Raw genomic sequence first — 13910 nt, 5'->3', positions numbered from 1 at the left:
AGGAAATTATTACCGTCGTTCGAACGGTGAAGATGGACGAAATATTGGGGCGGTAGTAAAATAATCAATAGCATATTATTGGGGTGATCCTATGAGCGACAACCATACGAATCCGGCCGACGCTAGCGCCGAACAACCGAAGAAGCCGAGCCAAGCCGACGCTATTAAACGCATTCTCGAGAGGAAGAAGCAAGCTCAACAGAATGCCGGCGGCAGACAAGGCCATTCCTCCACGGAAGGCAAAAAGATGAAAACCCAGATCCACAAGGTGCAAAATAACCAGAAGAGGCGCACGGGCGTATAAGCGCGGGAATTTTCAGCCGAGCTTAAAATACGCCTGCAACAATCGTAAAGCCGGTTAGCAGAGAAGCAGTCCCGAAAGCCGTAAGAGGCCCGAAGGGCTGCTTTAATTTTGATGCCGACGAGGTTAAAGCGACCATACGAGGAACAAACTAGCAGAGGAGGTGTTGGAATGGAGTTATGGTTTCTTGGCACGAGCGCGGGGATGCCGATCGCGGGCAGGAACGTGACCTCTATCGCGTTACGCATGCCGCAGACGAGAGGAACGTTCTGGTTGTTCGACTGCGGCGAAGGAACCCAGCACCAATTGCTGCGCTCGCCATTTCGCTTAAGCCGCCTAGAGAAGGTGTTCGTTACTCATTTGCACGGGGATCATCTATTCGGTCTTCCCGGACTGTTAAGCAGCCGGGCATCGCTGGGCGGAAGTGATCCACTGGAAGTGTACGGACCCGAGGGGCTACGCGAGTATACGGAATCGGCGTTGCGAATTACCGGAACTCATCTCGGATATCCGCTGCAAATACACGAGATCGGGGAAGGAACGGTATTCGAAGATCATGCTTTTAAAGTAGAGGCTGCTCAATTGGATCATCGGATCGATTGCTTCGGCTACCGGGTAACCGAGCTTCCGCACTCCGGTACTCTTAATACTAAGCTGCTTGCCGAAATAGGGGTTCCTCCCGGACCTGTATACGGCACTTTGAAGCGCGGCGAAGACGTGAAGCTGGATGACGGACGATTGATCCGGTCGGCGGACGTGATCGGAGATCCGGTTCAGGGCAGAGTCGTAGCCGTGTTGGGGGATACTAAGCCGTGCGACAACGCCGTGGAGCTTGCCAAGGATGCGGATATGCTCGTTCACGAAGCGACGTTCGCTCAGGATCTCGTGGAGAAAGCGGAAGAATATGGCCACTCTACCGCCATGCAGGCAGCGGAAACCGCACGATCCGCGGGAGCGCGCAAGCTGTTGATCACGCATTTTAGCTCGCGTTATAAACCGGAGGATTTGGCTAAGCTGGAAGCCGAGGCAAGAACGGTATTCACGGAAACGGAGGCGGCCATTGAGCTTAAGCCTTATGAGATTGCTCGACCAACCGACGGCGAATAACGTAAGGAAAAGCCGAGTTTCATTGCCGCGATGGCATTGAAACTCGGCTTTTCCAATGGAAGGGGTCAGACTGATTAATTTATGAAACGGAGGTGTACGAGCAACCGTTTGACGATGGCAGCCTCTTCGGCTCTGGTTACGAACTCGGAAGGAGAGAACCGATCGGCTTTCGCTCCGTTCATAATTCCCGCCTCGACAACTTCGAGCACCGATAGTTTGGCCCATTTGCTGATTTGGGCTTGGTCTTTGAATTTGGCGAGCACTTTATCCGCGTCGGCTTTGTTGCCGGAATTTTTGCCAACGAAGCGGATCGCGTTCGCGATCATGACCGCCATTTGTTCGCGGGTAATATTCTCGTCAGGACGGAAGCTTCCGTCGTTTTTGCCGCTAACGATCTTCGCTTTGGCTGCAGCTCCTACATATCCGGCGTAAGATTCGGTCCCGGTAATGTCCGAGAACTTGGCTGCCGATTTGTCCTCGCGCAGTCCTAGCGCTTGGGCAAGAAGAGTTGCGAACTCCGCGCGCGTAATGAGTTGGTTCGGAGCAAACGTATCTTCGCTAATTCCCTTAAGCAGCGCCTTGGAGGCGAGCAACTCGATGTCTGCGCGTGCCCAATGCTTCTGGATGTCGGAGAATGTTTTTTTGGATTCGACTACGGCATAGACGCTATTGCCGTTCCGTTTGATCGTGACGAACGTTTTGCCGGCAACGACGGAGAACGTAGCGGGCACGAAAGAGAATTTGCCGCTAGCCGCATCGTATACGACAACCGACGGAGTTATTCCGTTCACGGATTGGTTAAGAGTGATCGTGCGGGTCACGTAGGTTGAGCCATAATTCGCAATCTCTTGGGATTTGCCATTGCCCGATACCGTTACGCTGAATTCGATAGCTTGGCCAAGGAGGTTCAAGCTCGCGTCTTTGGCGTTCTTAGCGAGAGCCTCGGCGGATTGTCCGGTCACTTGTTTCAACGTGATGCTTACTTTCGTGTCTTTCAGATCTGAACCGAGGCTCTTCGCTATGGCCTTCAAGTCCAGCACGTTGACCGGCAGGTCGTAAGAGGCTCCGTCGAACGTAACCGTAATGATCGCGGTTGGCGATCCCGTGCCGGCAGCGGCTAGAGCGTCCGCCGGGAGCTCGACCGTAGCCGATTTGTCCGCGGTCAAGGTTACTGGGATGACTACCCGTTTCGCGGAGCCTTGTTTGTTGCTTAATGCGCTGATAGCTTTGTTCAACAAATCGGACTCGACTTTCCAAGTTTCGATCGGCTTGCCGCTGCTATCTTTGCCGATTTCGGATTTCAGTTGGATCAAGGACACACTCCTTGATCGCCTTTGTCGGACACTTCAGGGGAGGGAGCCCCTCCTCCTCCGCCACCGCCGCCGCCGATGAAGCCGCCACCGCCACCGCCTCCAGTGATTGGCGTTGGGTCGTTGAAGTTAATAGCGAATGTATTTGTAGTGGCAGGAACCGATATTCCAATGATTTTATTCGCTGCGACCTTAATGCTGACGTTACTAACGTCATTGGCGTTCGCATGGTTCGTTGCCTTTCCGGTGAACGTAATCGTTAGCGTAGTCGGGTCAGTTCTTGTTACGGTGTAACCTAGGCCCGCAGGCAGGTTGTGGATAGTAATGTCTCCGGATGCAATGCTAGGATCGAATGTGCCGTATGTCGCATCCGTAACCGAACCGCCATATGTCGCGTTCGTAACGGTCACCGTCTGCGTCGCCGTAATGCTGCCGTCGTTAGCTGCGGCTTCGTTGATTACTGGACTGCCTACCGATATAGGGGATCCTGTTGAGAAATAATCGATGGCTGCATATCGATGACCGGACGAATCTTCGCTGACCAGATAAATAGTATATGAAGTCGATACCGTCAAATTGTTTAAGGTAAACGTGCTTGGAGCATTTGCTGCAGCCGATATTTGCCCTGACAGACTAGCAGGATTGCCGTTGCCGTCTTCGCCTTGAAGAACTTGCCCAATAGTAGGCTCGGCATCTTCTGAAGGAAGAACCACATAATGTACGGAAACAGCTTCGTTCCATTGTAAAGTATAAGAAACGCTAGTCGCAGTTGCATTAGTAGTTGGCGTAGCATTTATGCTTGGAGACACTCCAACATTAACGGACATGGCCGATGATGCCGGGGAGTTCGTATAGATGGAAATCCCAGTTGGATCTCCATTGTTATAGATGCTGCCAGGATTACTGTAAAGATCAAATCTGTACCCGTCATGGTAAAAAGGATCTAACGGAGCATCGTAGAAGCTTTCCAGGTCGACTCCCAAAGGCCGTTCGTCATTCACGTTCCAATAATAATTTTCGATGTAGTACGAATCAATATGCCAAATCGCTATGCCGCTTTTGTCAGTAAATAGTTTTAATCCGCGATCAAACCCGCTGTTCGCGTTTTGTTGGCGATTCTCAAGCAAGAAATATTGATCCGGGTTTTGCGTCAGTACTTTGTAGACGTTATAAGAATCCGGATTCGAGGTCGCGATTGCGTTTAATGTTACGGATATATCGGTTCCATAAGGAATCTCTATTGGCGTCTCGAAGCCGAGAAATACTTTCGACCAAGCGTCGAAGTGAACGGGAGTTTCGCCGGGTTCGTCGTTGTCGCTGAGGACGTGTGCCCAAGATCCAGCTCCCATAACGCTGAAGCCGCCTACGCCGCCAGTGTCTTCATTGTCTACCGTATTAACGTCGTATAAGTCCGGCAAATCGAGATCGTGGCCTAATTCATGCACGATGATTCCGATCGTGGCCTGATGATCGCCGTGATACTCGCCAAATTGGGTGTATCCGCCGTTTTTATCGCCGGCTAACAATTTGACGCCGTCGACGGAAGGGGAATCGGCGTCTTCGAGCGCGCTAAAGTGTCCCCAAACGCTTGGCGTAACTCCAACCTCCCCGAAGGAAGTTTCCTGTCCGGCTAGGATGGTCATCACGTGAAGCTCGTCTCGTGAAACGTAACCGTCATGATCCGTATCGTAATCGGCGAAGTTCACTTGAGAGTTAGCGGCGGTTACCGCCGCGGCCGCGATCTGTTGGTTGATTTCCAATGCCGCCAAGGAAGCGTCATCAGCGGTATCGGGATGAGCTTGCGGGAGGCTTACTTTAATAACGCCGTCATTGGCCGTACCGCCCGTCTCGTTAGCGGGAGTAAAATAGAATTGATTATTCGAAGCTTCTTTGTAAAAAGCATTTACGGTTTTGCCCGTCGATCCGAACACAAGGCTATTCCAGTCCGATTCGGCGGTCGTCATCGCAATGTCATTGAATTCTACTAGAACGACCAGTAGAGGGTGAGGAGAGCTCATATCCAGATCGGTCGAAATTTCTCCGCTTGAATAAACGGGGGACCGCAAAGCTTGCGATGTCGGAGCCGAAGAAGCGTTCTTTAACTGGCTATGCTGCTGATAGAGCTCGAGGACGTCCTTGGATGTCAAGAAATGAGCCGGAGGAGGCTGGATGGCGACCTTCGCCGGTCCCGCGATTAATTGATTGCCTTGCATAACCGCATAAGACCAGTATCCGTCCGCGTTTTTCGCAATGACTGCGCCGTTGGAGGCCGTCTTCCAGTTGAAAGTTTCATCGCCATGCTGTTGCGCGTAGAAAGTAATGCCGTTAGGCTGCGCGTACTGTTGTTTGATCGGTGCTGCCGGGGCTGCATGAGCTTTGTCTCCTATGAAGATCAGAGCGATGAAACAAGCTAGAAGCACGGAGTAAAAATAATAGCTTCCGAGAAACGGTGAATCTTTCGATTTGGCGATGGACAAATGCATATACCCCCTGATTAATATAATGCGTCGCGATTCCCGCGGAATGAAGACGCATCGTCCCCTTATGGAAATAAAGGAAAAAAGTGTCATTCATATCTAACCTATTATAGTTTAGGAAACCGGTTTATGGGAATTGGTAGTTTCTAAAATTTCGATTAATTTAATAGAATTGTAAATTCCGATAGAAGCAGCTATTTATCTTACTAGTAACGGGCGGAAAACAAGCCGTACAAGCTGAGGTAACGTTTTATCAAAAATTACGTTGACATTGCCAAATCCTTGTAATATATTATGGTCATGTTGATGAAACGTTTCATCAATTCCAAGTAATTAAACGAACTTCTTAGTTGAATTGCTTGGATTGGACTAAGCTTCGATCTTCTGCTATATTCGGTATAGCTTACGGGATAGTGGATGAAACGTTAAATCACATTTGGATAGGTGAATAGAGTGGGAAAAGTAACGATCAAGGATGTCGCCAAGAAAGCGAACGTCTCGGTCACGACGGTGTCGAACGTTCTCAACAATTCCGGCCGGACATCGCCGGACACGATTCGCAAGGTTAGGCAAGTGATTCAGGAGCTGGAGTTTTCGCCAAGCGCCTCGGCGCGCAACTTACGGGACAAAAAATCCCATTTGATTGCCGTAGTCGTACCGTTCCTGGAGAAAGGCCGTCTTCAGGATAACCCGTTCTATTGGCAGCTCGTGCTCGGAATCGAAGAAGGGGCGCGCAATCATCAGCTTCACGTCATTCTTCTAGGGGTTGACGACGAAGAAAGCTTTTCCTTCGTGAAGGAGAGACATCTGGATGGATTGATTGTCGTAGGTACTTACGAGGAATCGCCGATTTTCAAGAAAATACTATCGTTAGACGTTCCTTGCGTTTTCATGGACAGCTACTTGTCGGACCCTAACCTCTACCAAATCTATTTGGATGACGAGATGGGAGGGTATCTGGGCACGAAACATCTGATCAGCCTCGGCCATCGAAGAATCGCGCTCCTTACGGGTAAAATTCAGAAGGACGGGGTTAACTACAAGAGGTGGCTCGGATATCGCAGAGCTTTGGAAGAGGCCGATCTTCCTTACGATGCGGAATTGATCAGGGAAGAACCGGTTTCGACCGTGGGCGGTTACCAAGCGGCGCAATACATTACCGATTCGCGAAGGAACATCTCGGCGGTGTTCGTGTTTTCCGACGTCGGCGCTATGGGATTGATTAAAGGCCTTCAAGAGCTCGGGGTTCAAGTTCCTAGGGATATATCCGTCGTAGGCTTCGACGATCTGTTCTATACCGACTTCATGATTCCGTCTCTTACGACCGTTAAACAGAACATTGCGGAGAGAGGCCATATCACGGTCCAATTGCTGCTGGAACAAATCAGCGAGGAGAGCCGTTCCGATTCTCGAAAGGTGGTGTTGCCGGTCAGCTTGAAGGTTAGGCAAAGCACAGCGCCGGTCAGTCATCCTAATCATGAAAATCGTGTCAAATAGGCAAGCTTCTTTGCCTGTGCCTTATGTGTAAGCGCTTTCATTCTAGATCGAAAAACCATTATAAAAGGGGAAGGTGTCATCTATGTTAAAGAGATCTATTTTCGGTTTGCTCGCATTCGCTTTGGTGTTCGCCATGGCGGCTTGCGGAAGCGGCAATAACGGCAGCAGCGAAAGCGCGACGGGAACCGGGCCAGCGCCATCGCAGTCGCAAGCGGCGGAAAGTCCGTCGGGGAACAGCGAGGGGGCCTCCGGCGACATCGAGCCTGAACCGGGTGCCAAATTGCTCGTATGGGACGGCAAGGACGGCTTGCCATTCCTGCAGGAGATAGCCAAGGATTTCACGGCGGAATACGGAATTCCGGTCGAAGTTCAAGAGCAAGGCGGTCCCGAGCAACTGGAGAAAATGAAGACGGACGGACCTGCGGGTTCCGCCGCCGATATTCTGACGCAACCCCATAACGACCTCGGCAATGCCGTAAAAAGCGGGTTCGTGTTGCCGAACGATTTCTACGAAGAGCAAACGAGAGCCGAGTTCATTCAACCTGCGGTAGATGCGGTTACGAATAACGGCGTGCTGTACGGGTATCCGAGAAACATGGAAACTTACGCTCTTTTCGTTAACAAAGATCTGGCGAAGGACGCCCCGCTCGAGACTTGGGACGACGTCATCGCTTTCGCGAAATCGTTCAACGACGTCAAGAACAACAAGTACGGGTTTATGACCAAGCTCGATACGCTCTACTACACCTACCCGTTCTTCTCCGGTTACGGCGGATACGTGTTCGGCAACAACGGCACGGATCCGGAGGATATCGGCTTGAATAACGAAGGCTCCGTCGAAGGAATGAAATTTTTCAGCACGTTGAAGGAAATATTGCCGATGGCTCCGGCCGATGCGTCCGACGATATCAAGACCTCTTTGTTCCAAGACGGCAAGTTGGCGATCAACTTGGACGGAGTGTGGAATATCGGCAACTTCTCGAAGCTCGGCTTCGACGTGACGATGGTTCCGTTGCCTAAGTTCCCTAACGGACAGACTCCGATTTCCTTTGCGGGCGTCAAAGCTTACTACGTCAGCGCCTACTCGAAATATCCGAACGCGGCGAAGCTGTTCGCCAGATACGCGACGTCGAAAGAAGCATTGCTGAAAAACTTCGAAATCACCGGCTTTATTCCCGCCCGCAAAGGCATGGATGAGGAGCCTGCGATCAAGAACAACGAAATGGTCGTCGGAGCTTTGAAGCAGCTTGAGAGTTCGCAGCCGATGCCTTCGATCATCGAGATGAACTCTGTCTGGACGCCAATCCAGCAGGCGCTCGAATTGATCTGGAACGGCGGGGACGTTAAGGCGACTCTTGACAAAGCCGTGGAAGACATCCGGATCGGCATTTCCACGCAAAACGACTAATCGACCGGCGGCAAGCAAGCCATCATCCGTTACGTTTGGCGGATGATGGCTTGAATGCTAGACGAAAAAGGGCATTAAGGGGTGGTGGCAAATGTCACGGCATCGGAAGACGGCAACGACGCTATCTATCGTCGGCATGGGTTTGGGGCAGCTCTATAACCGTCAGCTCGTGAAAGGTATTCTCCTGTTGCTCCTGGAGATAACGGGACTTTATTTTACCATTGCGGCATTACCCAAAGCGCTGTGGGGTTTGATTACTTTAGGGGAAGCGGCCGACCGCTTGGAGAAAGTGGGCAGGGTTTACGTCAACGTACGGGGAGACCACTCCATTTTCCTAATGGTAAAAGGGATTATCGCGCTGTTAGCGTTTCTTGTATTCGTCTATTTCTATGCCGTGAACATTCGCGATGCCTATCGGGTCGGCAAGCTTCGGGACGAAGGCGGCAGCGCCAACGGGATCGGGAGAACCGTGAAGGCGATCATGGAAGAGCGGTTTCCCTTATTGGTGTTGTCCGTTCCGATGCTCCTTATCGTGTTCTTTACGGCGATGCCGATTCTCTTCATGATTTTGCTCGCTTTTACGAATTTCTCGTTTCCGAACTTCCTTCCTCCGGCGAAGCTGGTCGATTGGACCGGATTCAAGTCCTTCGTCGACATGTTTAACGTCAAAGCTTGGAGCGGTACTTTCGTCGGCGTAACCGTCTGGACGCTCGTCTGGATGGCAAGCGCCACGATAACCGTGTTCCTGGGCGGATTCGCGGTCGCTTTGCTCGTCCAAATGAGAGGAATCCGCTTCAAAGGGTTCTGGCGCACGCTGTTCATTATTCCGTACGCGATTCCGCAATTTATTTCTCTTCTCATCATGAAGAACATGTTCAACGGCCAATTCGGTCCGATCAACCAATACTTGTCCTACTTCGGTTTAGGCAAGCTGCCTTGGCTGACCGATCCGTTCTGGGCTAAGGTCACGGTCATCGTCGTCAACGTTTGGATCGGATTCCCGATCACGATGTTGATGATTATCGGGATTCTCTCCACGATTTCGAAGGATTTGTACGAGGCCGCGGAGATGGACGGAGCGAGCGGATACCAACAATTCAAAGCGATCACGGCGCGTCGATCATGTACGCGTTCGGCCCGATTCTCGTCATGTCTTTCGCGGGGAATATCAACAACTTTAACTTGATTTTCCTGCTTACCGGGGGGGCGCCGGCCAATGCGGATTATAAGTTCGCGGGCAGCACGGACATCTTGATTACTTGGCTGTACAATTTGACGCTGACCCAAGGGAAGTACAATTACGCGTCGGTTATCGGCTTATTTATCTTCGTCATCATCGGCTCCTTGTCCATCTGGAATATCAGGCGCACGAAAGCTTTCAAAGAAGAAGGTGAATTCCATTGACGGGCCGTCGAAAAACTAGCCGCATCAAACTAGCCTTCGGTTATCTGGGGCTTATCCTGGTCGGAATCGCGTGCATCTATCCGGCGTTGTGGGTAGTCATGTCGTCCTTTCGACCGGGAACCGCGCTTTACAGCGAGCATTTAATTCCAAGCACGTTCACTTTAGAACATTACCGCGCTTTGTTCGAAAGATATCCTTTCGCGCAATGGTTCATGAATACGTTGAAGGTCTCCTTTTTCACCATGGTGTTTTCCACGATCATCGTCACGTTGACGGGGTACGTATTTTCGAGGTTCAGGTTCAAAGGTCGCAAAAAATGATGCTCGGGCTGCTCGTGATCGGCATGTTCCCGGGGTTCATGAGCATGATCGCGATCTATATCCTGCTCCTTCAATTGAAGCTGCTCGATACGCATTTGGCTTTGATCGTCGTCTATTCCTCCGGCTCCGCAATGGGGTACTTATATGTCAAAAGCTTCTTCGATACGATCCCGTCCAGCTTGATCGACGCGGCCAAGATCGACGGGGCGAGCCATTGGAAGGTGTTCGTCCGGATCATGCTGCCGCTCTCGAAGCCGATGCTCGTCTTTATCGCTTTAACATCGTTTAGCGGCGGTTTCGTCGATTTTATTTTCGCCAACATGGTTCTCACCGATAACGACAAGCTTACGCTTGCCGTCGGTTTGTTCAAGATGGTCAAGATTAAATTCGCCACCGAATTCACTCTGTTCGCCGCCGGTTGCGTGCTCGTGGCCGTCCCGATTACGCTCCTGTTCGTGTTCCTGCAAAGGTATCTGATCGAAGGGTTAACGGCCGGGGCGGAAAAAGGATAGAGCACCGCTATCGAAAGGAGATCGGCACCGTATGTTATTGGAAGCCTATTATCATCGGCCGAAGTTGAATTGGGCTTACGCCCTCGACGAAAAGACGGTTCACATTCGGATTCGTACCAAAAGAGAGGATGTCGACGCGGTCCTTATCGTTCACGGAGATAAATGCTTGCCCTGGAACGGGATGACCGAAGAAGCGATGGCGGTAACGGCGTCGGATGAGCGGTACGATTATTGGGAGATACAAGTTCAGCCCCCTTACCGGAGGTTATGTTACGGATTTATCCTTAGCAAGGGCGAAGAGATCTGGTGGGCGACGGAAAAGGGATTCTCCCGGGAAGCTCCGACTCAGCATTTGGGGCTGTACGAGTATCCGATCGTTCATCCCGCAGACGTGTTCAAGCCGCCGGCATGGGTGAAGGATGCGGTGTTCTACCAAATCTTCGTCGAGCGTTTCGCTAACGGCGATCCGACGCTCGATCCGCCGAACGTGCAGCCATGGGGCGGCGCTCCCGAATATTTCAATTACTTCGGAGGAGATCTGCAAGGCGTCTTGAACAAGCTTGACCACTTGACGGAGCTCGGGATCACGGCGATCTACTTTAACCCGATTTTCGAGGCGCCGGCTAACCATAAGTACGATACGATCGATTACTTGAGAGTAGATCCTCATTTCGGCACGAACGGCTTGCTCAAACGGCTTGCGCAGGCTTGCCACGATCGAGGGATCCGCGTCATGCTGGATGCGGTGTTCAACCATAGCGGGCAGGCGTTCCCGCCATTCCTGGACGTCATGGAGAAGGGAGCCGGCTCTCGGTATGCGGATTGGTTTCACGTCAGGGAATGGCCCTTGCGGGTGGTAAAAGGGATTCCGACCTACGAGACGTTCGCGTTCGAGTCCACTATGCCTAAGCTGAATACGAGCAACCCCGAGGTCAGGAGTTATTTGTTGGACGTTGCCCGTTATTGGATCGAGGAGATCGGTATCGACGGATGGCGTCTCGACGTTGCCAACGAGGTCGACCATTCGTTCTGGCGGGATTTCCGCAAGGTCGTGAAGGGCGCCAACCCGGAAGCGTACATTTTAGGAGAAGTGTGGCATGACTCCATCATGTTTTTGCAAGGGGACCAGTTCGACGGCGTCATGAACTATCCGTTCGCGAATGCCGCTCTCGACTTCTTCGTGTTCGGCCGCCACGACGCGCGCCAATTCGCGGATCGCGTAAGCGAATTGCTGGTCCGTTATCCAAAGCAGGCGATCGAAGCTTCTTTCAATCATCTTGGCACCCACGACACGGTCAGGCTTCTGACTTTATGCAAGGGGGATAAGCGGTTGATGCGGTTAGCTATCTTGTTTCAATTTACCTCGGCGGGAGCTCCTTGCGTTTACTACGGCGACGAGATCGGGATGGAGGGCGAATTCGACCCGGACAACCGCAGGTGCATGGAGTGGGATCCGGCGAAACAGGACCGGGAGTTGTTCCTCTTTCATCAAAGCGTAATCTCCCTGCGCAAGCGGTTCTCCTCGTTGCGCTCCGGGGCGTTTGCCGTTCTGAGGGCAGAGGCGAACGAACGGACTCTGGCCTACGAAAGATCGGATCGGACTGAACGGGTTGTCGTGCTGATGAACCGGGATTCCGCCGATCGGGAAATAACGGTTCCGTTGCCCGCCGGGAGATGGACGGATGCGTTCTCCGGGGACGAGATCGGAATGTCCGAAGGAGCGTATTCAGTGAATTTATCCCCTTTTGATTTCCGAGTGATCGCGACGAAACGATAAACAGAAAATACGGCTTGCGAGTTTAATAGCCCCCGTAATCAGCGTTGCTGGATGCGGGGGCTATTTGCGGCATAGGATCGATCATTTTCGCGTTTCCATGAAGGAATTCCCTTGTTTTATGGAGAATTGTGTAACTAACGGTCGACTTGGTGGTTAAGGTAGCGCATCAGAATGCAAGGAGGACAAACCATGCCGCAACAGAGCCAAGAAGTTGAGCGATCGAAATCCATCAAAACCCAATTGCCGCTATTCGCATCCCTTAGAATTTCGCTTATTTATTTGGTCTGCGGAGCGTTATGGATTTTGTTCTCGGATCAGATTTTGAATGCCATTGTTGTCGATAAAGAGATGTTCGCCCGGTTTAGCATGATCAAGGGCTGGTTTTACATCGTCATGACGGCGCTATTGTTGTTTTATTTAATATACCGGACGACTTTCCGAATGAGATTGGCGGAACGCAAGCTGCATAACCAGTATTCGGAATTGTTGAACAATCGCGAGGAGCTTCGCCAGGTCGCCTTCCGCGACCAATTAACGGGATTGCCGAATCGGCTTGCCCTATACGAGAATCTGACTCTGCTGAAGGACGCCTCGCTTCTGTACGTGGACTTGGACGATTTCAAGTACGTGAACGACACGCTCGGGCACGCCTTCGGGGATCGGCTGCTTCGAGAGGTGTCCGCGAGATTGACGAGCGGGTTGTTGCCGTCGGAGCAGTTGTATCGTCTAGGGGGCGATGAATGGGTCGTCGTGACCCGTCAGCCTAAGGACCGGCTGCAGATGCGGGTCGAGGCTTTGCTTAGCTTGTTCGATAGCCCGTTCGCGGTCGGCGAACAATGGATACACATGACGGGCAGCATCGGCGTTTCCCATTTTCCTACACATGGACGCACGCTCGATCAACTGATGAAGAACGCGGATATTGCCCTCTACCACGTGAAACGGCAAGGGAAAAACAGCTACGCTTTCTACGATTTCTCCTTAAGCGTTCCGGTTCAGCACCGTGCGGATATGGAGCGGTTGCTGCGCCATGCGCTCGAGAACGGCGAATTCACGCTTCATTATCAGCCTCAAGTTCATCTCGGAAGCTCGCAGGTCGCAGGATTGGAAGCCCTAATTCGTTGGAACAGCCCGGAGCTCGGTTATGTTCCGCCGGACCAGTTCATTAAGATCGCCGAGGAGACGCAACTGATCGTACCGATCGGAGAATGGGTACTGCGGACGGCGTGCGAATTCATTCAATCCGTCCATGAGAGCAGTCCGCACAAGCCAACCGTCTCCGTTAACGTATCGGTCGTGCAATTGATCGGACATCGGTTCGTCGAGCGGGTAATGGACATTTTGCGGGAAACGGGTTTGGACCCGCGTTGCTTGGAGCTCGAAGTAACGGAAACGATGGTCATCGAGTCGTTGGATTTGATCGCCGATAAGCTGTCCCGGCTTCGCGAGCATGGGGTGAATATCGCCTTGGACGACTTCGGAAGAGGGTTTTCTTCTTTAAGCCATCTGATGAAGCTTCCTATTACGACGCTTAAGATAGATAAGAGCTTCATCGATCAAATTTCGGATAACTTGGAGACCCACCCTCTGACCGGCCTGATTGTCCAAATGGCCAACGGTCTTGGGATGAAAGTAGTGGCGGAAGGCGTAGAAACTTATGCGCAATTGGATTATCTTAAGAAGGTTGAGTGCGATTGCGTTCAAGGCTACTTGTTAAGCAAACCGCTCCCGGCTATAATAGCCAGAGATTGGGTCAAGACGGCGAGCGTGCCGATTTCATAGATAGCGCGGAGGTAC

Annotated in this window: 10 protein-coding genes and 1 pseudogene; 9 read left to right on the top strand and 2 right to left on the bottom strand. The window is 51.8% G+C overall.

Annotated features, from left to right (window positions below):
• Positions 1 to 91 precede the first annotated feature (91 nt).
• A complete protein-coding gene (locus tag FPL14_RS08445; RefSeq protein WP_182302568.1) occupies positions 92 to 304 on the top strand; it encodes a hypothetical protein in 213 nt (70 codons plus the stop codon).
• 168 nt (positions 305 to 472) lie between these two features.
• The gene (gene rnz, locus FPL14_RS08440) at positions 473 to 1408 is read left to right on the top strand and encodes a ribonuclease Z (RefSeq protein ID WP_182302567.1); all 936 of its coding nucleotides are present in this window, start codon (positions 473 to 475) and stop codon (positions 1406 to 1408) included.
• A 74-nt stretch (positions 1409 to 1482) separates the two neighbouring features.
• Here the strand turns inward: rnz and FPL14_RS08435 are convergent, their stop codons facing one another.
• Complete coding sequence (locus FPL14_RS08435) at positions 1483 to 2721, bottom strand: S-layer homology domain-containing protein (RefSeq protein WP_182302566.1); 1239 nt, start codon at positions 2719 to 2721, stop codon at positions 1483 to 1485.
• Positions 2718 to 5195, bottom strand: a complete 2478-nt coding sequence (locus FPL14_RS08430; protein ID WP_182302565.1) for a M6 family metalloprotease domain-containing protein — start codon at positions 5193 to 5195, stop codon at positions 2718 to 2720. Before FPL14_RS08430 ends, FPL14_RS08435 begins: the two co-directional genes overlap by 4 nt.
• 453 nt (positions 5196 to 5648) lie before the next feature.
• Here FPL14_RS08430 and FPL14_RS08425 point away from each other — a divergent pair, with 453 nt between their 5' ends.
• The 7 genes and pseudogenes from FPL14_RS08425 (at position 5649) to FPL14_RS08400 (ending at position 13895) form a co-directional block, all read left to right on the top strand.
• On the top strand, positions 5649 to 6692 hold the full coding sequence (locus tag FPL14_RS08425) for a LacI family DNA-binding transcriptional regulator (RefSeq protein WP_182302564.1): 1044 nt from the start codon (positions 5649 to 5651) through the stop codon (positions 6690 to 6692).
• 82 nt (positions 6693 to 6774) lie between these two features.
• On the top strand, positions 6775 to 8100 hold the full coding sequence (locus tag FPL14_RS08420; RefSeq protein WP_182302563.1) for a sugar ABC transporter substrate-binding protein: 1326 nt from the start codon (positions 6775 to 6777) through the stop codon (positions 8098 to 8100).
• A 91-nt stretch (positions 8101 to 8191) separates the two neighbouring features.
• Positions 8192 to 9286, top strand: coding sequence for a carbohydrate ABC transporter permease (locus FPL14_RS08415; RefSeq protein ID WP_324617885.1), 1095 nt, complete (start codon positions 8192 to 8194; stop codon positions 9284 to 9286).
• Positions 9223 to 9504, top strand: a complete 282-nt coding sequence (locus FPL14_RS30475) for a hypothetical protein (protein WP_324617884.1) — start codon at positions 9223 to 9225, stop codon at positions 9502 to 9504. Before FPL14_RS08415 ends, FPL14_RS30475 begins: the two co-directional genes overlap by 64 nt.
• Positions 9501 to 10336: pseudogene (locus FPL14_RS08410) on the top strand (sugar ABC transporter permease). Before FPL14_RS30475 ends, FPL14_RS08410 begins: the two are co-directional and overlap by 4 nt.
• A gap of 31 nt (positions 10337 to 10367) precedes the next feature.
• Positions 10368 to 12113 carry an alpha-glycosidase gene (locus FPL14_RS08405; RefSeq protein ID WP_182302562.1) on the top strand — a complete coding sequence of 582 codons (1746 nt, stop codon included), beginning with the start codon at positions 10368 to 10370 and terminating at the stop codon, positions 12111 to 12113.
• A gap of 189 nt (positions 12114 to 12302) precedes the next feature.
• Positions 12303 to 13895 carry a putative bifunctional diguanylate cyclase/phosphodiesterase gene (locus tag FPL14_RS08400; protein WP_182302561.1) on the top strand — a complete coding sequence of 531 codons (1593 nt, stop codon included), beginning with the start codon at positions 12303 to 12305 and terminating at the stop codon, positions 13893 to 13895.
• The last annotated feature ends 15 nt before the right edge of the window (positions 13896 to 13910 follow it).

The organism is Cohnella cholangitidis (genome assembly GCF_014107495.1).
In the GTDB taxonomy this organism is placed as follows: Bacteria; Bacillota; Bacilli; order Paenibacillales; family Paenibacillaceae; genus Cohnella; species Cohnella cholangitidis.
This window is presented reverse-complemented; position numbering and strand designations above follow the sequence as displayed.

What these genes read in the sequence shown, in the direction of transcription:
- FPL14_RS08445 (WP_182302568.1), top strand. Translation starts at nt 92, where the DNA reads ATGAGCGACAACCATACGAATCCGGCCGACGCTAGCGCCGAACAACCG.
- rnz (WP_182302567.1), top strand. Translation starts at nt 473, where the DNA reads ATGGAGTTATGGTTTCTTGGCACGAGCGCGGGGATGCCGATCGCGGGC.
- FPL14_RS08420 (WP_182302563.1), top strand. Translation starts at nt 6,775, where the DNA reads ATGTTAAAGAGATCTATTTTCGGTTTGCTCGCATTCGCTTTGGTGTTC.
- FPL14_RS08415 (WP_324617885.1), top strand. Translation starts at nt 8,192, where the DNA reads ATGTCACGGCATCGGAAGACGGCAACGACGCTATCTATCGTCGGCATG.
- FPL14_RS30475 (WP_324617884.1), top strand. Translation starts at nt 9,223, where the DNA reads ATGTACGCGTTCGGCCCGATTCTCGTCATGTCTTTCGCGGGGAATATC.
- FPL14_RS08405 (WP_182302562.1), top strand. Translation starts at nt 10,368, where the DNA reads ATGTTATTGGAAGCCTATTATCATCGGCCGAAGTTGAATTGGGCTTAC.
- FPL14_RS08400 (WP_182302561.1), top strand. Translation starts at nt 12,303, where the DNA reads ATGCCGCAACAGAGCCAAGAAGTTGAGCGATCGAAATCCATCAAAACC.